The following is a 19,386-nucleotide window of genomic DNA, read 5'->3' as shown; positions in this document are numbered from 1 at the left end:
CGCATGCTGTTTCGTCAACTGTTCGACAGCCAGACATCCACTTACAGCTACCTGCTCGCCGATCAGGGTCAGGCGCTGCTGATCGACCCGGTCAAAGAGCATCTGGACGATTACCTGCGGTTGATTTCCGACCTTGATCTGCGCCTGATCATGGCCATCGACACCCACACGCACGCCGACCACATCACCGGCCTGGGTGATCTGCGCGATGCCACCGGCTGCAACACCGGCCTGGGTCAGGAAAGCCACGTGCCTTGCGCCAGCTTCAACTTCCATGACGGCCAGAGCCTGGCCTTTGGCAGTCGCGAATTGAAGGTCTGGCATACGCCGGGGCACACCAGCGATTCGTACTGCTTTCTGCTCGCCGCCCGCGGCCGTCAACCGGCCTGGTTGTTCAGCGGCGACACGTTGTTGATTCGCGGCAGTGGCCGCACCGACTTTCAAAATGGCAGCGCCCGCCAGCAGTGGGCCAGCCTGCAACGCCTGCTGGATCTGGGCGACGACACGCTGGTGTTCCCGGCGCACGACTACAAGGGCTGGACCTGTTCGACCATTGGCGAAGAGCGCCGTCACAATCCGCGCCTGCAAGTGGCCAATGCCGAAGAGTACGCCGCGCTGATGGACGGCCTGCACCTGCCGCCACCCCGCTTGCTGGACGTGGCCCTGGCGGCCAATCGGGCTTGCGGGCAAAACTGACCGCTCATAGAGAACCGCGCCATGCTGCAGGTTGACGACCTCATCAAGCACTACCCCACCGCCCAGGGGCCGCTGCAAGTGCTTGATGGCGTGAGCCTGCAACTGGCGCCTGGCGAAAGCCTGGCGTTGATGGGTGAGTCGGGCAGCGGCAAGAGCACCCTGTTGCACCTGATTGCCGGCCTGGACCGGCCAGACAGCGGTTGTATTGCTGTCAACGGCCAGCGTCTGGACGGCTTGAATGAATCCGCTCTGGCGCGCTGGCGGCGCAGCGGTATCGGCCTGGTGTTCCAGCAGTTCAACCTGATCGGCAGCCTCAAGGTGGCAGACAACCTGGCCTTTCAGGCGCGTCTGGCCGGGCGCCACGACCGCGCCTGGCAAGCGCAACTGGCACAGCGTCTGGGTCTGAATGGCTTGCTGGATCGCTATCCCGAGCAACTGTCTGGCGGCCAGCAACAACGGCTGGCCATCGGTCGCGCACTGGCCGCACGGCCGGCCTTGCTGCTCGCCGACGAGCCGACCGGCAATCTCGACGAAGCCAGCAGTGACGACGTCATGCAACTGCTCATGGAGCTGTTGGCCGACAGCCCCACCAGCCTGCTGATGGTCACCCACAGTCCGCGCATCGCCGCCCGCCTGGCTCGACGGGTGGTATTGCATAAAGGGCGGCTCGACGACGCCGCAGCCCACTGAGATGAGCGCACTCGGCTGGACGCTGTGCGCCCTGCTGAGTCACTGGCGGCGTCATCCGGTGCAGTTGGCCGGCGTGCTGGTCGGCTTGTGGCTGGCAACCGGGTTGCTGACCGGCGTGCAGGCGCTCAACAGCCAGGCTCGCGACAGTTATCAGCGCGCCAGTCAGTTGCTCGGCGGCCAGGCCCAGAGCTGGCTGGTCAGCCCCGACGGTGGGCCATTTTCCGAGCGGTTGTTTGTCGAACTGCGCCGGGCCGGCTGGCCGGTGTCGCCGCAACTGCAAGGCCGGGTCAGCCTCAACGGTGAGCGCCTGCAACTGCTCGGCATCGAACCGTTGACCCTGCCACGCGGCACTGCGTTGGCGGGCCAGACGCTGGGCAACGACCAGTTGCTGAATTTCCTGCGCCCGCCCGGCGTCAGCTGGATCGCCAGCGATACGTTGCGGGCGCTGGGTTTGCAAGAAGGCCAGCAACCAGCACTGGACAACGGCCAGCGCCTGCCGCCATTGCAAAGCGTCGCAACGATGCCACCGATGCTGCTGTTGACCGATATCGGCCAGGCGCAAACCCTGCTGGCAATGCCCGGGCAAGTCAGCCGCCTGCTGCTGGCCAGTGACTTCGCCGCCACCCAGCCAGAACTGCTCCCGCGGTTTGCCGACCGGTTACGCCTGCAGCACGGTGATGCCAATGACGACCTGGCGCGCTTGACCGACAGTTTCCACCTCAATCTCGATGCCTTGGGGGCTTTGGCTTTCGTGGTCGGCCTGTTCATTGTCCATGCGGCTATCGGCCTGGCGCTGGAACAACGTCGCGGCCTGCTGCGCAACCTGCGCGCCAGCGGGGTCAGCGTGCGCATGCTGGTGGCCGCGCTGGCCCTGGAGCTGGTCGGCATGGCTGGGCTGGCCGGCATCGCCGGGGTGTCCAGCGGCTTTGTGCTGGCCAGCCTGTTGCTGCCTGACCTGGCCGCCAGCCTGCGCGGCCTGTATGGCGCACAGGTGGCCGGGCAGCTGAATCTGGGCGCGGGCTGGTGGCTGGGCAGCCTCGGCGTGGCGCTGCTCGGTGCCCTGCTCGCCGGCACCAGCAGCCTGCTACGCGCCGCCCGCCTGCCAGTGCTGGCGCTGGCCCGTGCTCAGGCCTGGCGTGAAGCGCATCAACGCTGGCTGCGCCATCAGCGCCAGATTGCCCTGGCGGGTCTGGCGGTGGCGCTGGGCGCCGGGTTCGGTGACAGCCTGATCAGCGGTTTTGTGCTGGTCTCGGCACTGTTGCTCAGCGCGGCGCTGGGCCTGCCGGTGATTCTCGACGGGTTGCTGGCGGTGGCTCTGCGCCGTAGCCATTCGGTGCTGGGTCAATGGTTCATTGCCGATTGCCGGCAGCAGTTGCCGGCCCTCAGTCTGGCGTTGATGGCGTTGTTACTGGCGATGGCCACAAGCATCGGTGCCGGCGGCATGACCGCAGGCTTTCGCCAGACCTTCAACACCTGGCTGGAGCAGCGCTTGAGCGCCGAGTTGTACGTCACCGTCGCCACCCCGCAACAGGCCCGTACCCTGCCCGACTGGCTGGCGCAACAACCGGGGGTCAGAGCGGTACTGCCGGACTGGCAAGTCAGTGTGCGCCTGCAAGGCTGGCCAGCCGAACTGCATGGGGTGATCGACCATGCGCATTACCGCGAACACTGGCCGCTACTGGCCGGCAGCGCCGAGGATGCCTGGCAGCAACTGGCGCAACAGGACAGCGTGATGCTCAGCGAACAGTTGGCCCGGCGTCTGGGCCTGGACGTTGGTGACACGCTGGAGATCCCGGTACCGCAAGGCCGCTGGCACCCACGCATCATTGGCCTGTATGCCGACTACGGTAATTCACGTGGCCATTTGCTGGTCGATTCGCGGCACCTGTTACAGCACTGGCCCGACCTGCTGCCTGGCCGTTTCAGCCTGCGTACCGAGCCGCAGGCCGCTGGCGTGTTGAGCGCCGCGTTGCAACAACGCTTCGGCCTCGACGATAGCCGGATCGTCGATCAGCAGCAGCTTAAAGACTGGTCCGGCAAAGTCTTCGAACGCACCTTCGCCGCCACTGCGGCGCTCAATAGCCTGATCCTCGGCGTGGCGGGCATTGCGCTGTTCATCAGCCTGCTGACGCAAAGCCAGGATCGTCTCGGGCAACTGGCGCCACTCTGGGCATTAGGGGTCGACCGTCGTCGTCTGGTAGCGCTCAACCTTGCCCAGACCTGGCTGCTGGCCAGCCTGACCTTGCTGGCCGCTGTGCCGCTGGGCGTGCTGCTGAACGGGTGCCTGAACGCGGTGATTCAGGTCCAGGCCTTTGGCTGGCGGCTGCCCACTCAGCTGTTCCCGCTGCAATGGCTGAACCTCACGGCGCTGGCCCTGCTCGCCACCTTGCTGGCCTCGGCCGGGCCGCTCTGGCGGCTGTACCGCAGCCAGCCCACCGACCTGCTCAGGAGCTTTGATCGTGACCAATAGCTGGCGTTTTGGCGTGCTGAGCCTGTTGCTGCTGGCCGGCTGTGACGACAAGCCGCCAGCAGAACAGGGCTTTGCCGGCATGGGTGGGCAGGCTGATGGCTACACTCAGGTCACTGCGGGTCGGCCGTTCAGCTTTCCTGCCGATCACGCCCCGCACCCGGGCTTTCACATTGAATGGTGGTATGTCACGGCCAACCTGCAAGACCCGCAAGGCCGGCCCTTCGGCGTGCAATGGACGCTGTTTCGCAATGCCCTGCAGCCCGGCAGCAGCGGCGCCGGCTGGCAAGACACCACGCTCTGGATGGGGCACGCGGCAGCCACCTCCGCCACCTCGCATCACGCTGCCCAGCGCCTGGGACGCGGCGGTGTCGGTCAGGCCGGCGTCAGCCTGACACCGTTCGCGGCCTGGATTGACGACTGGTCAATGACCAGCAGCGCCAGCGAGCCGATGCGCGACCTGCACCTGCAAGCCAGCGCTGCCGCTTTCAGCTACACGCTGCACCTGACCAGCGAACGCCCCATGGTGCTGCAGGGCGAGCACGGCTACAGCCGTAAGTCTGAGCAAGGACAAGCGTCGTATTACTACAGCCAGCCGTTCTACACGGTTAAGGGTCAATTGCAGATTGACGGTCAGACTCATCAGGTCAGCGGCCAGGCCTGGCTGGACCGGGAATGGAGCAGCCAGCCGCTGACCGCCGAGCAGAACGGCTGGGACTGGTTTTCTCTGCATCTACAAGATGGCACACGGCTGATGCTCTACCGCATCCGTCGCACCACCCGGCCGGCCTACCTGATCGGCAGCTGGATTGCGCCGGATGGCCAGATCCAGCCACTCACTGGCGATGACATTCGTCTTGCGCCGCTGAACGAAACCCGCGTGGCAGGCCGGAGCCTGCCGACCCGCTGGTCGATAGAAATCCCCGGCAAGAACCTGTCGATCATCACCGAGGCCCTCAACGCCAAGGCGTGGATGGACCTGGACGTGCCTTACTGGGAGGGGCCGGTGCGTGCCAGCGGCAGCCAGAGCGGGGTCGGGTATCTGGAAATGACCGGGTATTGAACGGTGGTTTGCGGTCAGGCGCAATATTGTTCAGTTAGGCACCATAGGTCTCGGTGGGAGCGACCTTGGTCTGGGCGGCATCCCGACCAAGACGGCGGCACATTCGCAGCAGTTGCTGTGACTTTACCGGTCTCTTCGTCGGAGTGCCGCCCATACCAAGGTAGCTCCCACAGAGGTATACGGCGCCTAAACGAACAGTATTGAGTCTTCGCTGGGAACACTTTCCAAGGAGCAGCGTGATCAAAAAAGCCAGAAGCCCCCGGCAGTCGACCTGGCTAGCCAGCCTGGCGCAGCCGCCTCAGAACCCGGTCTCGCGCCAGATCACTACCAATACCGAACGCAGGAAGCTTTGCGCCAGCGATTGCCAGTCACCGGCAATCACCACCTTGCCGCGCCAGCTTTGCAGTTGCGCCAGCTCTGGCGGTTGCTCGCTGCTCAGCGTCACCCGGTACACCGCCCGCTCCGGGATCAGTTTGCCGTGTTTGTCGCGGGTCATCACCGAGCCGCCGGCGGCGCTGGACAGCTCACCATTGAGCAATTGCCGGGTGGCATCCTGTTCGATGGCCTCCACCCGCAACGACAGGCTCAGGTCAGCGCGGCCGTCGGCGTAGAAGCGCGCACGGTCGCCGACCTTGATCCGCCTTACATCGTCCTCATCCAGATAAGTTTCCACCCGCCAGATACCGGGCTGCACCAGGGTCGCCAGACGCTCGTGGGCACTGACCCAGACACCGGGCTTCAGGCCCGGTTCGAGGTTGTACAGCACGCCATCGAACGGCGCACGCGGCGCATAGCGCGCCAGTTCGGCCTGAACACTGGCCAGTTCGGCGCGCGCCGTGCTTTCCTGTTGCGCGAGCAATTGCATGTTCTGCCGCAAGGCGGGGTCGATGCCGGTATTGGCCGCCTGCTGGCGGATCGTCTCAAGCTGCGTGCGGGCCAGGCTCCAGCGCCGCTGCAGGTCCGGCGAGGCCAGTTCGAGCATGACCTCACCGGCCCTCACGGGCTCACCGTTGGCCTTGCTCAGGCTGACCAGCTGTGCGCCGGCCGGCGCATGCACCGGAAAACTCTCTGCCGGGCGCAACAGCCCCGAAGACCCGACCCGCGTCGGCAACGGCACCACCAGCAACAGCACCAGCGGCAGCACAATCAATGCCAGCCGCCATAGCCCCCGGCGGCTTCCCTTGAGCGTCAACAACTGCGGCCACAGACGCACTTCCTTGATCAACGGCATCAACACGAACCAGCCTATTTCAACGATGAACAACACAATGCCCACGGCCTTGATGAAGAAGTGGTAAACCAGCACCGCGATACCCAGAAACAGCACCAGCCGGTACAACCACGTGGCGTAGGCGAACAGAATCAGCCCCAGGGTTTTACTCGGAGAAAAATACTCCGGCGGCTCAAGCCCCAGGCCAAACAGCTTTTCGCGCAGGTGCCAGCGCGCCAGGGCAAACGAGCGGCCATGCAGGTTGGGCATGTCCAACCAGTCAGACAACAGGAAGTAACCGTCAAAGCGCATGAACGGGCTGGTATTGATGGCCAGCGTCGCAATCCAGGTGGTGGTCGCCAACATGAACGCGCACGACTTGGGCAGGCCATCGGGCAGCAGCGCCCAGGCCAGGGTCGCCCAGGCCGCAACCACCAGTTCGGTCGCCACCCCCGCCGAAGCCACTGCCAGACGCTGCTTGTGGCGGGCCAGCTTCCACACCTCGTTGGTGTCGGTGTAGGCCATCGGGAACATCACCAGAAACGCCACACCCATCGCCGGGATCCGGCAGCCATAGCGCTTGGCGGTGTAGGCATGCCCCAGCTCGTGAAGGATCTTGATCAGCACGATGGTCACACCGTAACCGGCCAGCCCTTGCCAGGAAAAGGTATCGATCAGGGTGGAGGTGAAGCGGGTCCATTCGCGTTCGACCAGAATCAGCCCCAACACCAGCACCATCAGGGTCAGCCAGGCAAAGCCCTTGCTGAACAATGGCGCCACCCAACCCTGGGTGCGTTGCAACCAGGCATCCGGGCGCACCAGCGGCACCCGGAAGAACAGATAACCGTGCAACAGGTTGTGCCAGAAACCGCCCTTGCGCTGACGCACCTGCGCGGCCATGGCTGTGGCACTGCCGGGCAGGCGCTGCAACAACTGGTTGTCGTGCAGGAAGCGGGTGAACTCCAGCACATCTTCCGCGAGCACCTGCAGCGTGGTCTGGCGCGAGATGTCCGCTGCAATCGCTGCGGCCTCAGCCATCTCCCAACGCGAAATGATTTCGAAGCTCAGCCAGTCGATGCGGAAAAACTGGTTGCGGATCGGGTCGTGCAAGGTCCAGCTCGGTTGCCCGTCGCTCAGGGCGGGACCTGGAAACAACGCCAGTTCCTCGCGCAGCGGCGCCATGACCGGCGGCGCCGCAGGCCCGGCGGCCGCAGCGGCCATGACCGCCACCTCAGACCCCCAGCATCTGGCGCACCGCGGCCAGCGGGCGACGCAACACCCAGTAAGCCAGCGGCACCTGCTCGGCACTCAGCCTGACCGTGCCTTTGAGGCCCACACGCTGATCAGTGGTGGCATCCAGGGTGGCCCGCACCCGATAGGCGTAGCTGCCGTCGGGTTGCTGCTCGGCGTCGTGGGCGATATAGCGCAACCGGGCGGCCACCGGTGTCAGCGGGCTGGCATTGAGGTACAACCTGACCGGTGCTCCGGCCTCCAGCGGGATCGCATCGCCCACCGCCAGCCAGGCCTGGATTTCGACATCCTGCGGCAGTGCGATGCGCATGATCCGCTCACCGGTGGTCACCGGTTTGCCAATCCACTCACTGGGGTCATCGAACAGCGCAATACCGTCCTGTGGCGCCACCACCCGCGAGCGTTGCAACTGACCTTGCAGGTAGTCGGACTCGGCACGGCGCTCTTCGATCTTGCCCGCCAGAATGGCCAGCTGCGACTTGGCCTTGGGGTCGTAGACCGCCATCTGCGCGGTTTGCCGGTACTCGGCCTCGGCGGTGACCAGCGCTTGCCGGGCCACCTCCAAGCGGCTGGTCAGGGCGGCCTCGTCAAAGGTGAACAACGGCTGGTCCTTGACCACCTGCTGATTGGGCTCAACCATAAACGCGCCCAGCACACCATCCATCGGCGCCCGCAAGGTGGCCGGGTTGGCCGGCACCAGTTCGCCCGGCGCCAGTACCGTCAGATGAATCGGCAGGCACCCCAGGGCGATGATCAGGCCAGCCAGCAATGCCAGACGACGCGGGCGCCGCCAGCTACGGCGCAGCCCCGCCAGCCGGCGACGCCATGACGGCGGCTCGCTGCGCAGGCGCGCCTCGAACGCGTGCTGCAACACATCACGCCATTCATCCAGCAACGCCACCTCAATGGGCTGCCAGGGCGTGTCGCGCATCAGCAGCAAGGCCCCAGTGGTGGCCTCCCCCGACATCGGCAGCCACAGCAGGTACACCGGCAGCCAGTCACCCCACTCACGGGCCAGTGCCTCAGGCACATCAACGGAGGTGACCTGGCGAGGCCCCTGCCCTTGTGCATGCAGCGCCCGGCACAGTTGTTCCAGCCACTGCACATAAGGTGCGTTGGCTTCCTTCTGCACCACGCCCGACAGCGCCCTTATCCCTTCTTGCTCGAACCACAGCGCCGCCTGGCGATAGGGCACCAGCGCATGACCTTCGTTGACCGCCAAAAAGTCCAGCTCGACGCTGTCGCTGGCATGCCTGGCCCGACGGGCCAGGCTCAGCAGCAGGTCCAGCGCCGCGGCCGACACGCCTTGCGGTGGCTGCGGCGAAGACAAATCGGTCATGCGCCCGCCGCAGCCAGCGACGGCGCCCGCTTGGCCGCGGCACGCAGTTGCTCAGACAAACCGCTACGCCCGCTTGGCGCTTCGGCACGGCCATTCGCACCCGCACTGCCCTGGCCATTGACCCGGAAGTTAGCTTCCGCAGTGCGACCATTCTGGTCACGGGCCTGGACCTTGATCACCAGTTCGCCATTGAAATTTTCCGGCGGACGGCCTTCGAACTGGCCGCTGGCTGCGTTGAAGCTCAACCAGGCCGGCAGCGGCCGCCCATCGGCCAGGGTGGCACGCAAGGTGATGCCGGGGTTCTGCTCGGTGTGGGCGAAGGCATCGGCCGGTACGGTGAAGTTCCAAGTCTGGCCAGCGCTCAGTTGCTGGTCTGCAACGCCGCTCAGCACGCGCAGGCCTGGCTGCTCAGAGACCAGCGACACCACCTGGAAGCCGCCACGGCCAACATCGGTCAGGCCGCTGCTCAGTGCTGGCGAGCTGATAAAGCTTGAACCCTGGCGCTGAGCACTGTCGTTGAGTGGATTGACGAAAACGCCCAAGGTAGCGCCGGAAACCGGCGACTGGGTGAAGCCGGCTTGAGCGCCAGTAGCGGAACCCGCTGCTTCGACGATACTGCGATTGGCCCCCTCAGGGCGCGAAATCTCTATCGCCGTCATAGTGCTGACACCGCCAAGCTGCTGCTCGGTAATCAACTGGTTGGCATTGACCGTAGCTCCCGTATCCGCCAGTACGCTGCCGGACCCGACGCTCGGCAGAGCAACGTTCGTGGCAGGCGCCAGCACTGGCGGCAACGGGGTCGGTGTGTTCGGCACCTGCGGATCAGCGATCTGCACCGGCGGGGTCACCGGATCAACCGGCGGTGTCACAGGTGGCGTGACCGGCGGCGTCACCGGTTCAGTCGGTGGCGTAACAGGCGGCGTGACGGGTTCGGTCGGTGGTGTCACCGGTGGCGTGACAGGCGGCGTTACCGGCTCGGTTGGCGGGTTGACTGGTGGTGTGACGGGCGGGGTCACCACCGGTACAGCACTGGTACGCACGGTAAAAGTCAGGCTCGCCGAAGCGTTGCTCAGGTCCGTCGCCGTGACGGTCACGCGGATATCACCCACGGTGGTCGGGGTGCCGGTAAAGGTACGGGTGGCGGGGTCAAAGCTCAGCCAGGCCGGCAATGCTCCGCCGCCCATCAGGCTGGCACTCCAGGTCAGCGAATCACCGGCATCGACATCGGTGATCATGCCGTTGGGGAACGTATAGGTCCACGGTGTGCCTTCGGTCACCTCGCGCACGCTGACGATGCCATTGACCTCAGGTGCGTCGTTGGCACCGCGAATGGTAATGGTCAGGGTCGAGGTACTGATGGCCAGGGTATTGTCGGCGATCGTGTATTGGAAGGTGTCGGTCAGGGTGTCAGCCGTGGTGCGCAATGCCTGCACCGCCGCGCTGTTGTTGTTCACCACGTAGCTGTAGCTGCCGTCGCTGTTGAGCGTCAGGGTGCCATAGGTCCCGGTGAGCGGGCTGCCCACGGTGCCCCCTCCCACCGCGGTCACCGTGCGTACATCACTGCCGTCATCGTTGGTAAGCACGTTGCCGGTCGGGTTAACGCCCGGCGTGGCATTGCTCACCCCGCCTGCCTCGGTGGCGAGCGCCGTATCAGGGTTGGCTGCTGGCGGCACATAAGCATTGACCGCAATGCTGTAGCTGCGCTCGAACGAGTTACCGCCGCTATCGGTGCTGCGCACGCGTACCGAATAGATACCGGCGGTGAGCGCCTGACTGCTCACCCGCAGCTCATCACCGACCACCGTGAACCTGGCGTTGTCGGTGGAGCCGGTGCCAGCGACCAGCGTGTAGGTAAAGGAGTCCACCACACTCAGGTCGGTGGTACTCAGTGTCCCGACCACCGCGTTGGCGCTGTTGGCGCTTTGCAGGCTGGTGTTGCTCAGTTGCATGCCGCTCGGCGCATTGGCATTGATTGAGTCATTGGACTGGGTAATGGCCGTGGTCCAGGTGGCGGTATTGCCTGCAGCATCCATCAAACCGACGTTCACCGGCAGGCTGGCAGAGCCGGCGTAATCGGTGCCGCCATCGGTCACCACGTATTGCGCTCTGTAGAGAGTGCTACTCATGGGTGTCAGATTGACCAGCGAATATCCGGCAACAGTACTGCCCGGGGCGAGGGTGTAAGGCACGCCGCCATCGTTGCTCACGGTCAGCGTCACGGTGATGGTGTCACCGACCCGTTGTGGCACGTCGGGCCCCTGCAGATTGCTGATCACCGGCGCTACGCGGTCCACGGTGTAGGTCTGGCCGGTAGTGAAGCCGCCGCCGATAGCGGTATTGCTACCCGACACGATGCCGGTGTTGGAGCCTTTGAGATCAAGGCGCAAGGTACCGTCACCGGCCAGGCTACTGACCGTCACTTGCCGGGTATTGCCTGTCCCGCTCACCGAGTCAATAACGCCAGAGGCGTTACCACTGGTGGTCGTCAGGATGAAATCGCTGGCGTCTACGCCAGTGACCGCCACGTTGAAGGTCACGTTGTAGACGATGCTGGTTGCCGAGGCGAGCACCACCTCGGCCGAAGCACGATCGATCGAGCTGACTGCTGGCACGACCCCGGCAACGGTCGCTGATGGCCCGCTGAACAGGGTTTCCAGGGTGCCACCGTTATCCGTGTAGGTAACCTTGTCGCGCACCGACTTGCCGACCTGATCGCTGCCCAGAACAAAGCTGGCAGCGTTGGCGCCGTTGATGTCTGACCAACTGCCGTTGGCAAACTCCTGCCATTGGTGGTTGAACGTGACGCCTGACAGGCCATCGACATCGACAATGCCCGAAGTGCTGGCCGTCAGGGTCTGGCCCTCCTGAGCGCTGCCAGTGACGGTCGGACTTCCCGAGGGTGCGTCATTGACCGCCGTTACACTGATAGTGAAGGTCTTTTCGACGAAATTCACTCCACCATTGGCGGTGCCACCACTGTCGCTCAGCCGCACGGTAACAGTGGCGACCCCATTGGCGTTGGCCGCCGCAGTGAAGGTCAGGTCACCGGTACTCGGGTTTATCGCTGGCTGGACGCTGAACAGCGCGTTATTGCTATTGGTGGTGATAAACATCAGGGTCTGCCCGGACTCGTTGGCAGGCCCGACCGACAGATTGGTGGCCCAGCCCGCGATGGTCTGCGGCCCGGCGTCCTCCAGGACAGTCACATCGGCCCCCGCGGTGAAGTCCGGCGCATCGTTGACGCTGGTCACGCTGATGCCAATGGTGTTGGTGCTGGCCGCGAACGGCGTCGAGCCACCATTGCCAGACACATCCAGTCGCGAGGCGGTGCTGGTGCTGTAAGCACCAGCGAAGGTGTTGTCTATCGCTCGCACGCTCAACGCAGCCGGACTACCAAAGTAGTTGGCCGCCGGCAGAAAACGCAACTGCGTGCTGGCCGACAGCAGCAGGGCATCGGTATTGCTGACCGTACCGACCGCATACCAGTCGCTGCCATTGACCGAATACTGCCAGAGCCCATCGGTTACGGCATCGGCAGTGTTGGCCACTACAGCGATGCCACTGAGGCTGGAACCGGCATCGACATCAACGAAATTGAAGCCCGGCAGCGCATTGATCGCAGTACCGGCAGGGCTGCTCGCGTCTTCCAGAATCGCCGGCAAGGTCAGATTGCCCAGCCCGGTCGGTGCATCGTTGACCCCGGTGATGGTGATGGTAAAGGTCTGCGCCGCACTGGTGTCGACCCCGCCATTGGCTGTGCCGCCTGAATCTTTCAGGGTCACAGTGACCGTCGCAGTACCACTGGCGTTGGCAGCGGCGGTAAACGTCAGATTGCCATTCGCATCGATGGCGGGCTGAGTACTGAACAGCGCATTGTTATCGTTGCTGACGGTAAAGGTCAGGGTTTGCCCTGACTCGTTGCCCGGCCCGACACTGAGATTACTGGCCCAGCCAGTCACCGTTTGCGCACCGGCGTCCTCCAGCACGGTCACGTTACCGCCCTGGGTGAACGAAGGCGCGTCGTTGACCGCCGTGATGGTGCCGCTGATGGTTCTGGTCGCAGCAGAAATAAACGTGCTGCCACCGTTATTGCTGGTATCCATGGTAACGCGAGTTTGAGAAGCCGCTGCGCTACTGGTAGAACCCGGGAACGTATTGTCCAGCGCACGAACCGTCAAGGCCGGAGTGGTGCCGTTGTAGTCGGCCACCGGCACGAAACGCACCAGCGTCGCAGGCGAAAGTATCAGCCCGGAAGTAACGCTGACCGTACCGATTGCGTACCAATTGGTACCGCCATTGGTGGAGTACTGCCAAAGGCCTTCAGTTGCCAGGTTGGCCGGGTTGCCCACCACGATCAGGGCAGCCAGCGACGCATTGAGATCCGGGTCAGAAAAGGCGGCGCCAACAATGCTGGTGATCGATGTACCGTTGTTGCTGCTGGCATCTTCGAGAACCGTCGGCACCGTCATGTTGCCGGTCAGGGTCGGCGCATCGTTGATCGAGGTGGCGACCACCGTGGTAGTGCTGTTAGTTACCGCCGGGTTGGTGCCGTCGTTGACCGACAACGTGAAGGTAGTGGTCTCGGTACTGCCGACCGCCACATGGTTATTGGCCGGCTGGTAGACCAGGGCGCGCAATGCAGCCTGCACAGAAGCAGCACTGCCAGAGGCGCTGGTATAAGTCAGACCACCATTGCTGCTGGTGAAACCCGCCGCAGAAGTGAAAGCCCCTTTGCTCGCGTTATCCAGAGTGATAGTGACAGTAACGTTGCCGCCGGTGAGGGTGACACCGGAAAACGGCTGCAGCGTGGCATTGTCGTTGACCGGCTGGCTGGCGACGGTGCCGCTGATGGTCGGAGGAAGGGCAGTTGCCGCATCGCTGACAGCGATGCCGTCAGCGGCCTTGCCGCCGGTCCCCTCTGCGCCCTTACCGGCGACTGCAAGGTTATTGGAGACATCACTGCTGGTCACGGTCAACGTTGCACTACCGATACTGCGAATCCCGGCGTAGGCGTCACCGCCTTTACCGCCGATGCCCTGGGCACCATTACCAGCGCTGCCAGCGCCACCGCCACCGCCACCGCCTGCCGCCATGTTCCCGGTGACGGAGCTGCCGGTGATCGTCAGCGTACCGGCATTGTAAATGGCCCCCACCGCCGTTCCACCGTTGCCACCAATGGCACTTTCACCCTGCCCGCCACCGCCGCCACCAATGGTCACGCCGTTGAGGGACACAACGCCGCCGTCACCACCAGTGGCGAAGCCGGCATACACTTGAGCTTTACCACCGGTGACAGAGCCGGCGACCGAAGAACCTCCGTTACCACCGAGCGGACGAGCGTTTGCTGCGTAAGGGTCGCCAGCTCCCGCACCGCCTTCTCCCCCACCACCAGCAGCGCCTTGGGTGGTAACACCGCCTGGATTATAACCAGCAGTTGTGTTGTGGGTGCCGCCGCTGGCACCACCGTGTCCGGCGGCACCACTGCCACCGCCACCAGCGCCACCGGAACTTGAATTGAGATGACCGCCGCCACCGCCGCCGCCTGTGGCCTTGTTGTTGATGATCGAGCTATTGACGATGCTCAATGTGCCCGCATTGTAGATGGCGCCACCCAAAGCGCCCTCAGCCGCATTCGGAGTTGTCGTGGCAGCAGAATTGGTCTCTTCAACACTGTCGCCACCCCGACCACTGGCCATACCATTGGTCAAGGTCACACCTTGCAGCTCAATACTGCCGGAGCCTGCATTGATATGCATGATCTGCGTATAGTTCTGGGCGTCGATCTTGAAACCATTGCCAATGATGGTTGTCTTGAAGCCGTCATTGATCGAGAAGGTCAGGGTGAGATCGCTGCTACTGAAAAGAATATCATTGGCCAACGTGATGGTGTCAGCCTGGTTATTACCACCTGATGTTGTCAGCAAACCCTGCAACTGAGAGACACTCGTGGCACTGAACGAAGCCAGCGTGTAGTCATAGTCGGCCAACCGTGAAGTATTCAGCACCGCGGCACTGGTGAGGCTCCCGGTCGAGATCTCAAGATCCCAGTTGCCGCCACCGGCGAGATTACCCGTATCGTCACTCGAAGCGGCGACAACAGCACCCGTTGCATCTGCAAGGTTATGGATGAAGCTGTCACCCAGACTGCCTGCGCCTACATCGCAACCATACAGAAGAATTTCGCCCCCGGACCGCAATGCAGTACCGATTGTCGTGAGCTCAGCGCGGTAATGCTCCAGGTTGTCGCTGTAGAGCGCGCTGTTGCCCAATAGCAGCAACCCGTCACTGCCATGGGACACAATGCTGATCGAAGTCACATCGCGCATGTCCTTGAGCGCATCGGCGATCTGCACGATGCCGTCGCGCGCAGTATCAAGTACTACGACTTTCACGTCCGGCTGCGCCGCATCGACAATTTTTTGGTAATCACTGACCGCAGCGTCAACGAACAGCACTTTGCTGCCCGAACCATTCTGAGGTTCGCTGACGCCCTCAACTACCAGACGTTCCTCGCCCGCCGCCCTGGCTGTATCCGCATTCCGGCTGCCAGTCTGCGCTGCTGCGGCCTTGGCCAACTCGGCAATGTGCGATGCCGGCGCTTCGCCTGCTACTGCCGGCTTGGCCGCGTCGGCTGCGGTGGCAACGGCAGCACCATCAAACATGATCCTTGCTTCCAGCGCCAACGGCGAAGGCTTGCGACGCTGAAGAGCTCGGGGAGCGTTAGAGAAGGCCTGGGGCGGAGTATGATCTTTGCTCATGGGGCAGTCCTTGCAGTACAAGCGTTGCGAGGCAAACAACGATTCAGGGAATATATCGGTAGCGTCTGGCTTTGCATTAACAGCCAGTCGTCGGTTTAATCGTGATAACGCTGGCGGCACTGCCGTCCTGATTTTGCCAGAACGCAAGTTCGTTGAACTGGGCGAACAGGTCAGGAGGCAAAACGGTACGTCGTTTCTGCAGTTCTACCTTGCTGCGCACGGTGTGCAGACCGTGTACGCCCAGCGCTGCGTCGAACTGTTGCGCCTCATAACTGACAGCCTCGAAATCGTGGTCAAACAACGGTTCATCGATGAATGAATACAGCAGTGGCATGACCTTCTGAGGTGCCTGGGCCAGCAAATCGTAGTCAATGATCAACAGTCGACTGGCGTACTCGCCGTAAAACGCTTCCTTGAGCGCCGTCCACGGGTAGCCGACCAAGCGGTTGCGCTGGCCCAACGTTTCTACCCGGCTGTAAACGGTATTGCGCTCGACACCATCGCCGAACAAACGAGTGATTTCATACGGATTGGCGCGAAAACGACGCTCCAGGCTGTCCATGACCCATGCCACATTGCGCACACAGGCAATCACTTTGGCCTCGGGAAATTGCTCAGCCAGCAAAGGCATGCTGGCGCTCCAACTGCGATTGGTGTCGAAAATCACCTGCTTGTCGGATTTGTCCGCGTAATACGCATCAAAAACACCACGCACGAGTCGTTGCCGCTGAGGCTGGCTAAGCATGCTACCCAGCTCGGTACCTGCGCCAAAATGGGTAATCAGGTTATTGACCAATATGCCGACCGGACTGGTCATGCCTGCATGAAAGCGTGGATTCTGCAGCAATAGCGCAGACAGGAGCGTAGAGCCCGAACGGGGTAACCCGGTAATGAAATGATATTTCTGAGCAACGACGGCCATGGCGATATCCTTGTCGCGTCAGGGGCTGACGGGTGATTTGATCAGCACCGTACCGCTCATGCCTGCAATCAGTTCGGGAAAATGCCCATCAATAGTCGCCACCAGCTTGACAGACTGGCTGACTGGATCGACCCGGGCGCCGATACGGGTAACCTTGGCCGGGTACTGCCTGGCAGTTTCGTCAACGTTCAGCTGCAAAACGGTACCCACCTTGAGCCACGCCAGCCAGCGCGAAGGGGCAAGGAATTCAACCTCCAGCACACTGTCATCGAGAATGTCGAGAATCGCCTGGCCGGGCTGCGCAAATTGCTGCTCGCGCATTTTCTGCTCGACCACACGACCATTGAACGGCGCGGTGATGCTGCACTTGCCGAGCATGGTGCTCATCAGCGACACATCAGCACGGTTCTTCATGACCTCGGCTTCAGAAACCTGCAACTCCACCTTGCCGATGGAGTTCAGTTCATTGAGGCGCTTGTTGGCGCTCCAGGTCTTGTCAGCGGCGCTCAGCCCGGCGCGGGCCTTGTTCAACTGCGCCTGCTGCAACGAACAATCAAAACCGACCAGTGTCTGGCCCTTCTTGAACGCACCGCCTTCGGACACCGGAAGGCTGCTGATCTTGGCGCCGATTTCTGCCGCCAAGGTGGTGAACTGACGCGGCGCCAACTGGGCGCGGATATCTCGCACCTCAGTGCCCGCCGTTGCAAGGGTAGACGGCATGGCGGCAGGATCGGCCGCCAGCGCCACAGGCAAACAGGCCAGTCCAGTGATCAGACCAAGGCCCTGCAACAGATTGCGATGGATCATTTGCCGGCCTCGACGGCTGGCGCCGCCAGTTGCCCCTGGTTCCACTGCGCCAACGAGGCGTGCACTTCTTGCTGCAATTGCGCCAGAGGCACTTCGTTCAGATTACCGATGGCCGGTTCCATGCCCAATGTGGCCTGCAGCTTGCTGGCGGCAGCATTGGCCAATGCCATGGCCTGATAACGGCGTAGCTGGCTGAGAATCGCGGAGGTATTGCTGGCAACCGTATCAAGCGCACCCACCGCCTGGGCTTGAGCACGGTTGGCAGTTTGCTGGTTGAGGCGGTCGTCAACTTGCCAGATAGCGTCGGCACGCTGGAACTGCTGCAGGGCATTGGCATATTGCAGGCGAGCGATATGCACTTGAGCCAGCACGGCCATCTGAGTCGCCACACGACGCTGGTCGGCAACAGCAATGCCGGCCTTGGCCAAACGCATCTGCGCCGGGGCACTGAGAATATTCAACAGGTTGAAGGAAAGCTGGGCCCCCGCCTCGTTCCAGTTGTTATTGATCAGGTACTTGTCCGAATCGTGACGCAAGCTGTAGTTCAGGCTGAGATTGGGAAACAGCCGCAGCAGGGTTTTGCGGGTTTCCTGGCTGGCAATACGCGTGTTGTAGTTCTGCTCGCGCAACAGGGCATTCTGCTCCAGCGCATGGGCTTCAAGCTGCTCAACCGGCAGGTCCAGCACGCGCTTGTTGAAGGTTTCGGCGGGTTCTACCACGGTCAGATTGGCGCCGAGCGGTGCGTTGATCAACGCCGCCAGCTCAACCTTTGCAGTGCCCAGTTCCTGTTCGATGGCTTCCAGCAGGCGCAGGTTTTCCAGCACCTGACGCTGGTAGCGCAGCGACTCGACCGGCGAGCGCAAGCGCTCGGTCTCAGCCTGACGGGCATCAGCCAGTGCCGACTCGGCCAACGCGGTGGACTGCTTGACTGAAGCTTGCAGCTTCTGCGCACTGGCGGCACGCCAGAACGCGCTGCGCACGTCCTGCACCAGCACGTGCATGGCCTGACGGCGACGCTCGGAGGCGATCAGCACGCGGTCTGCGTTCTGCTTGGCTTCGTAGTACGACAAGCCAAAATCCAGCACGCTCCAGGTCAGACCCAGATCGCTGGTGGCATGTTGCTTGTCGCTGGAAATATAGGGGTTGGCCAACGACGGTTCGCCAGTGACCGAATCCACCGCCCGGGTGGTGGCGTACTCACTGCGACGGCTGTAGCCAGCCGCGGCGATCATCTTCGGCAGCATGTCGAAGTTACCGACATCGTACTGGCTCATCGCGAGCGCCTGTTCCATCTCTCGGGAACGGGAGTCGAGGTTGTACTTCAAAGCACGGGCAATGGCTTCGTCGAGTGTCAACGGGCCAGCAATGGCGGGAACGTTCTGCCGGGCAGTGAGCGTGTCCTGATGGACTTGCTCCTGCAGCGCACCGCGCTCCAGCGGTTGTGGATCGAGGCTCATACACCCCGTCAGCAGCAGCACGCCTGACACTGTGCCGGCTTGCAACACAGTGGCGACATGACGGTTGAAAAAGCTGGCGCCGGTGGTGTTGGTCTTGATGTTGCGGACAGACATAGGTGGTCCTACCTTCCCTTATGAATACGTAATACACGCATCGCAGCTGGCAAAATCAGTGGTCATTTGATGGGTTTGACCCATCCGTGCAATATCTTTCCGTCGAGCACATACAGCACCCTGCTAAATGACACTTTGACCAGCAAAGCGGCACAGGTAGAACCTTTCAACAGGCCAGGCAAACCCGACTGCAGAATCTAGCGCCAATGAGACGTGAACGGCATAGCTGACACAATTGCATCGGCCGCGGGAACCTTTTCTTTAGTGAGCTGTATCGCTGTGTATTTATCCACCTCCGACAAGGTGAGTATCAATTAGCCACCCCAAAAAAAGCGGTCCGCCGCCCCCCCTCAATTAAAACGAAATAAAAGCTTGCAAAAACTGTAGCCTTTATGAACTATGTTTCAGCATAAGGAACGGCCACTGGCCATGAAACATCTCTCGTGTTGCTCATCAAGGATTGATTTGATGGTATTTCCAGCACTCCCTCAGCATGCGCTCTTCCTTCACGCTTCGCCTCGCTCGCCACTCTTCTTAATCATCCGATATTGACTCCCGGCAATGCCTGACCTCAGGCCGTCGGCGCACGTTTTGTTGTGCGGTTTCAGATCC

General features: G+C 62.5%; 10 protein-coding genes. 4 read left to right on the top strand and 6 right to left on the bottom strand.

What is annotated here, in order from left to right; all coding sequences use genetic code 11:
* Nucleotides 1-3: 3 nt before the first annotated feature.
* From NRB16_RS23600 to NRB16_RS23585, 4 genes are read left to right on the top strand one after another with little or no spacing between them, the layout of a single operon-like run.
* The gene (locus tag NRB16_RS23600) at nt 4-696 is read left to right on the top strand and encodes an MBL fold metallo-hydrolase (protein WP_045481191.1); all 693 of its coding nucleotides are present in this window, start codon (nt 4-6) and stop codon (nt 694-696) included.
* A gap of 21 nt (nt 697-717) precedes the next feature.
* Nucleotides 718-1,386, top strand: a complete 669-nt coding sequence (locus tag NRB16_RS23595; protein ID WP_257107060.1) for an ABC transporter ATP-binding protein — start codon at nt 718-720, stop codon at nt 1,384-1,386.
* Between the two features lies 1 nt (nt 1,387).
* A complete protein-coding gene (locus NRB16_RS23590) occupies nt 1,388-3,856 on the top strand; it encodes an ABC transporter permease (protein ID WP_257107059.1) in 2,469 nt (822 codons plus the stop codon).
* Nucleotides 3,846-4,916, top strand: a complete 1,071-nt coding sequence (locus NRB16_RS23585) for a lipocalin-like domain-containing protein (protein ID WP_257107058.1) — start codon at nt 3,846-3,848, stop codon at nt 4,914-4,916. The genes NRB16_RS23590 and NRB16_RS23585 overlap by 11 nt, the downstream gene beginning before the upstream one ends.
* 298 nt (nt 4,917-5,214) lie before the next feature.
* On the opposite strand, the gene NRB16_RS23580 is transcribed toward NRB16_RS23585, so the two are convergent.
* The 6 genes from NRB16_RS23580 to NRB16_RS23555 all read right to left on the bottom strand — a co-directional run bounded on the left by NRB16_RS23580 (nt 5,215) and on the right by NRB16_RS23555 (nt 18,774).
* Nucleotides 5,215-7,347 carry an HlyD family efflux transporter periplasmic adaptor subunit gene (locus NRB16_RS23580; RefSeq protein WP_257107057.1) on the bottom strand — a complete coding sequence of 711 codons (2,133 nt, stop codon included), beginning with the start codon at nt 7,345-7,347 and terminating at the stop codon, nt 5,215-5,217.
* Nucleotides 7,348-7,357: 10 nt separating this feature from the next.
* Entirely contained in the window at nt 7,358-8,716 is a 1,359-nt protein-coding gene (locus tag NRB16_RS23575) for an efflux RND transporter periplasmic adaptor subunit (protein WP_045481203.1), read from the bottom strand.
* Entirely contained in the window at nt 8,713-15,378 is a 6,666-nt protein-coding gene (locus NRB16_RS23570; RefSeq protein WP_257107056.1) for a DUF4347 domain-containing protein, read from the bottom strand. Before NRB16_RS23570 ends, NRB16_RS23575 begins: the two co-directional genes overlap by 4 nt.
* Before the next feature lie 172 nt (nt 15,379-15,550).
* Complete coding sequence (locus tag NRB16_RS23565) at nt 15,551-16,396, bottom strand: sulfotransferase (protein ID WP_253115559.1); 846 nt, start codon at nt 16,394-16,396, stop codon at nt 15,551-15,553.
* Nucleotides 16,397-16,414: 18 nt separating this feature from the next.
* Nucleotides 16,415-17,203, bottom strand: coding sequence for an efflux RND transporter periplasmic adaptor subunit (locus tag NRB16_RS23560; protein ID WP_257107055.1), 789 nt, complete (start codon nt 17,201-17,203; stop codon nt 16,415-16,417).
* Entirely contained in the window at nt 17,200-18,774 is a 1,575-nt protein-coding gene (locus tag NRB16_RS23555; protein WP_257107054.1) for a TolC family protein, read from the bottom strand. The genes NRB16_RS23560 and NRB16_RS23555 overlap by 4 nt, the downstream gene beginning before the upstream one ends.
* Nucleotides 18,775-19,386: the final 612 nt, after the last annotated feature.

Source organism: Pseudomonas sp. LJDD11 (genome assembly GCF_024584215.1).
Taxonomy (GTDB): Bacteria; Pseudomonadota; Gammaproteobacteria; order Pseudomonadales; family Pseudomonadaceae; genus Aquipseudomonas.
The sequence above is the reverse complement of the archived record's forward strand: the minus strand, read 5'-3'. Positions and strand labels throughout refer to the sequence as shown.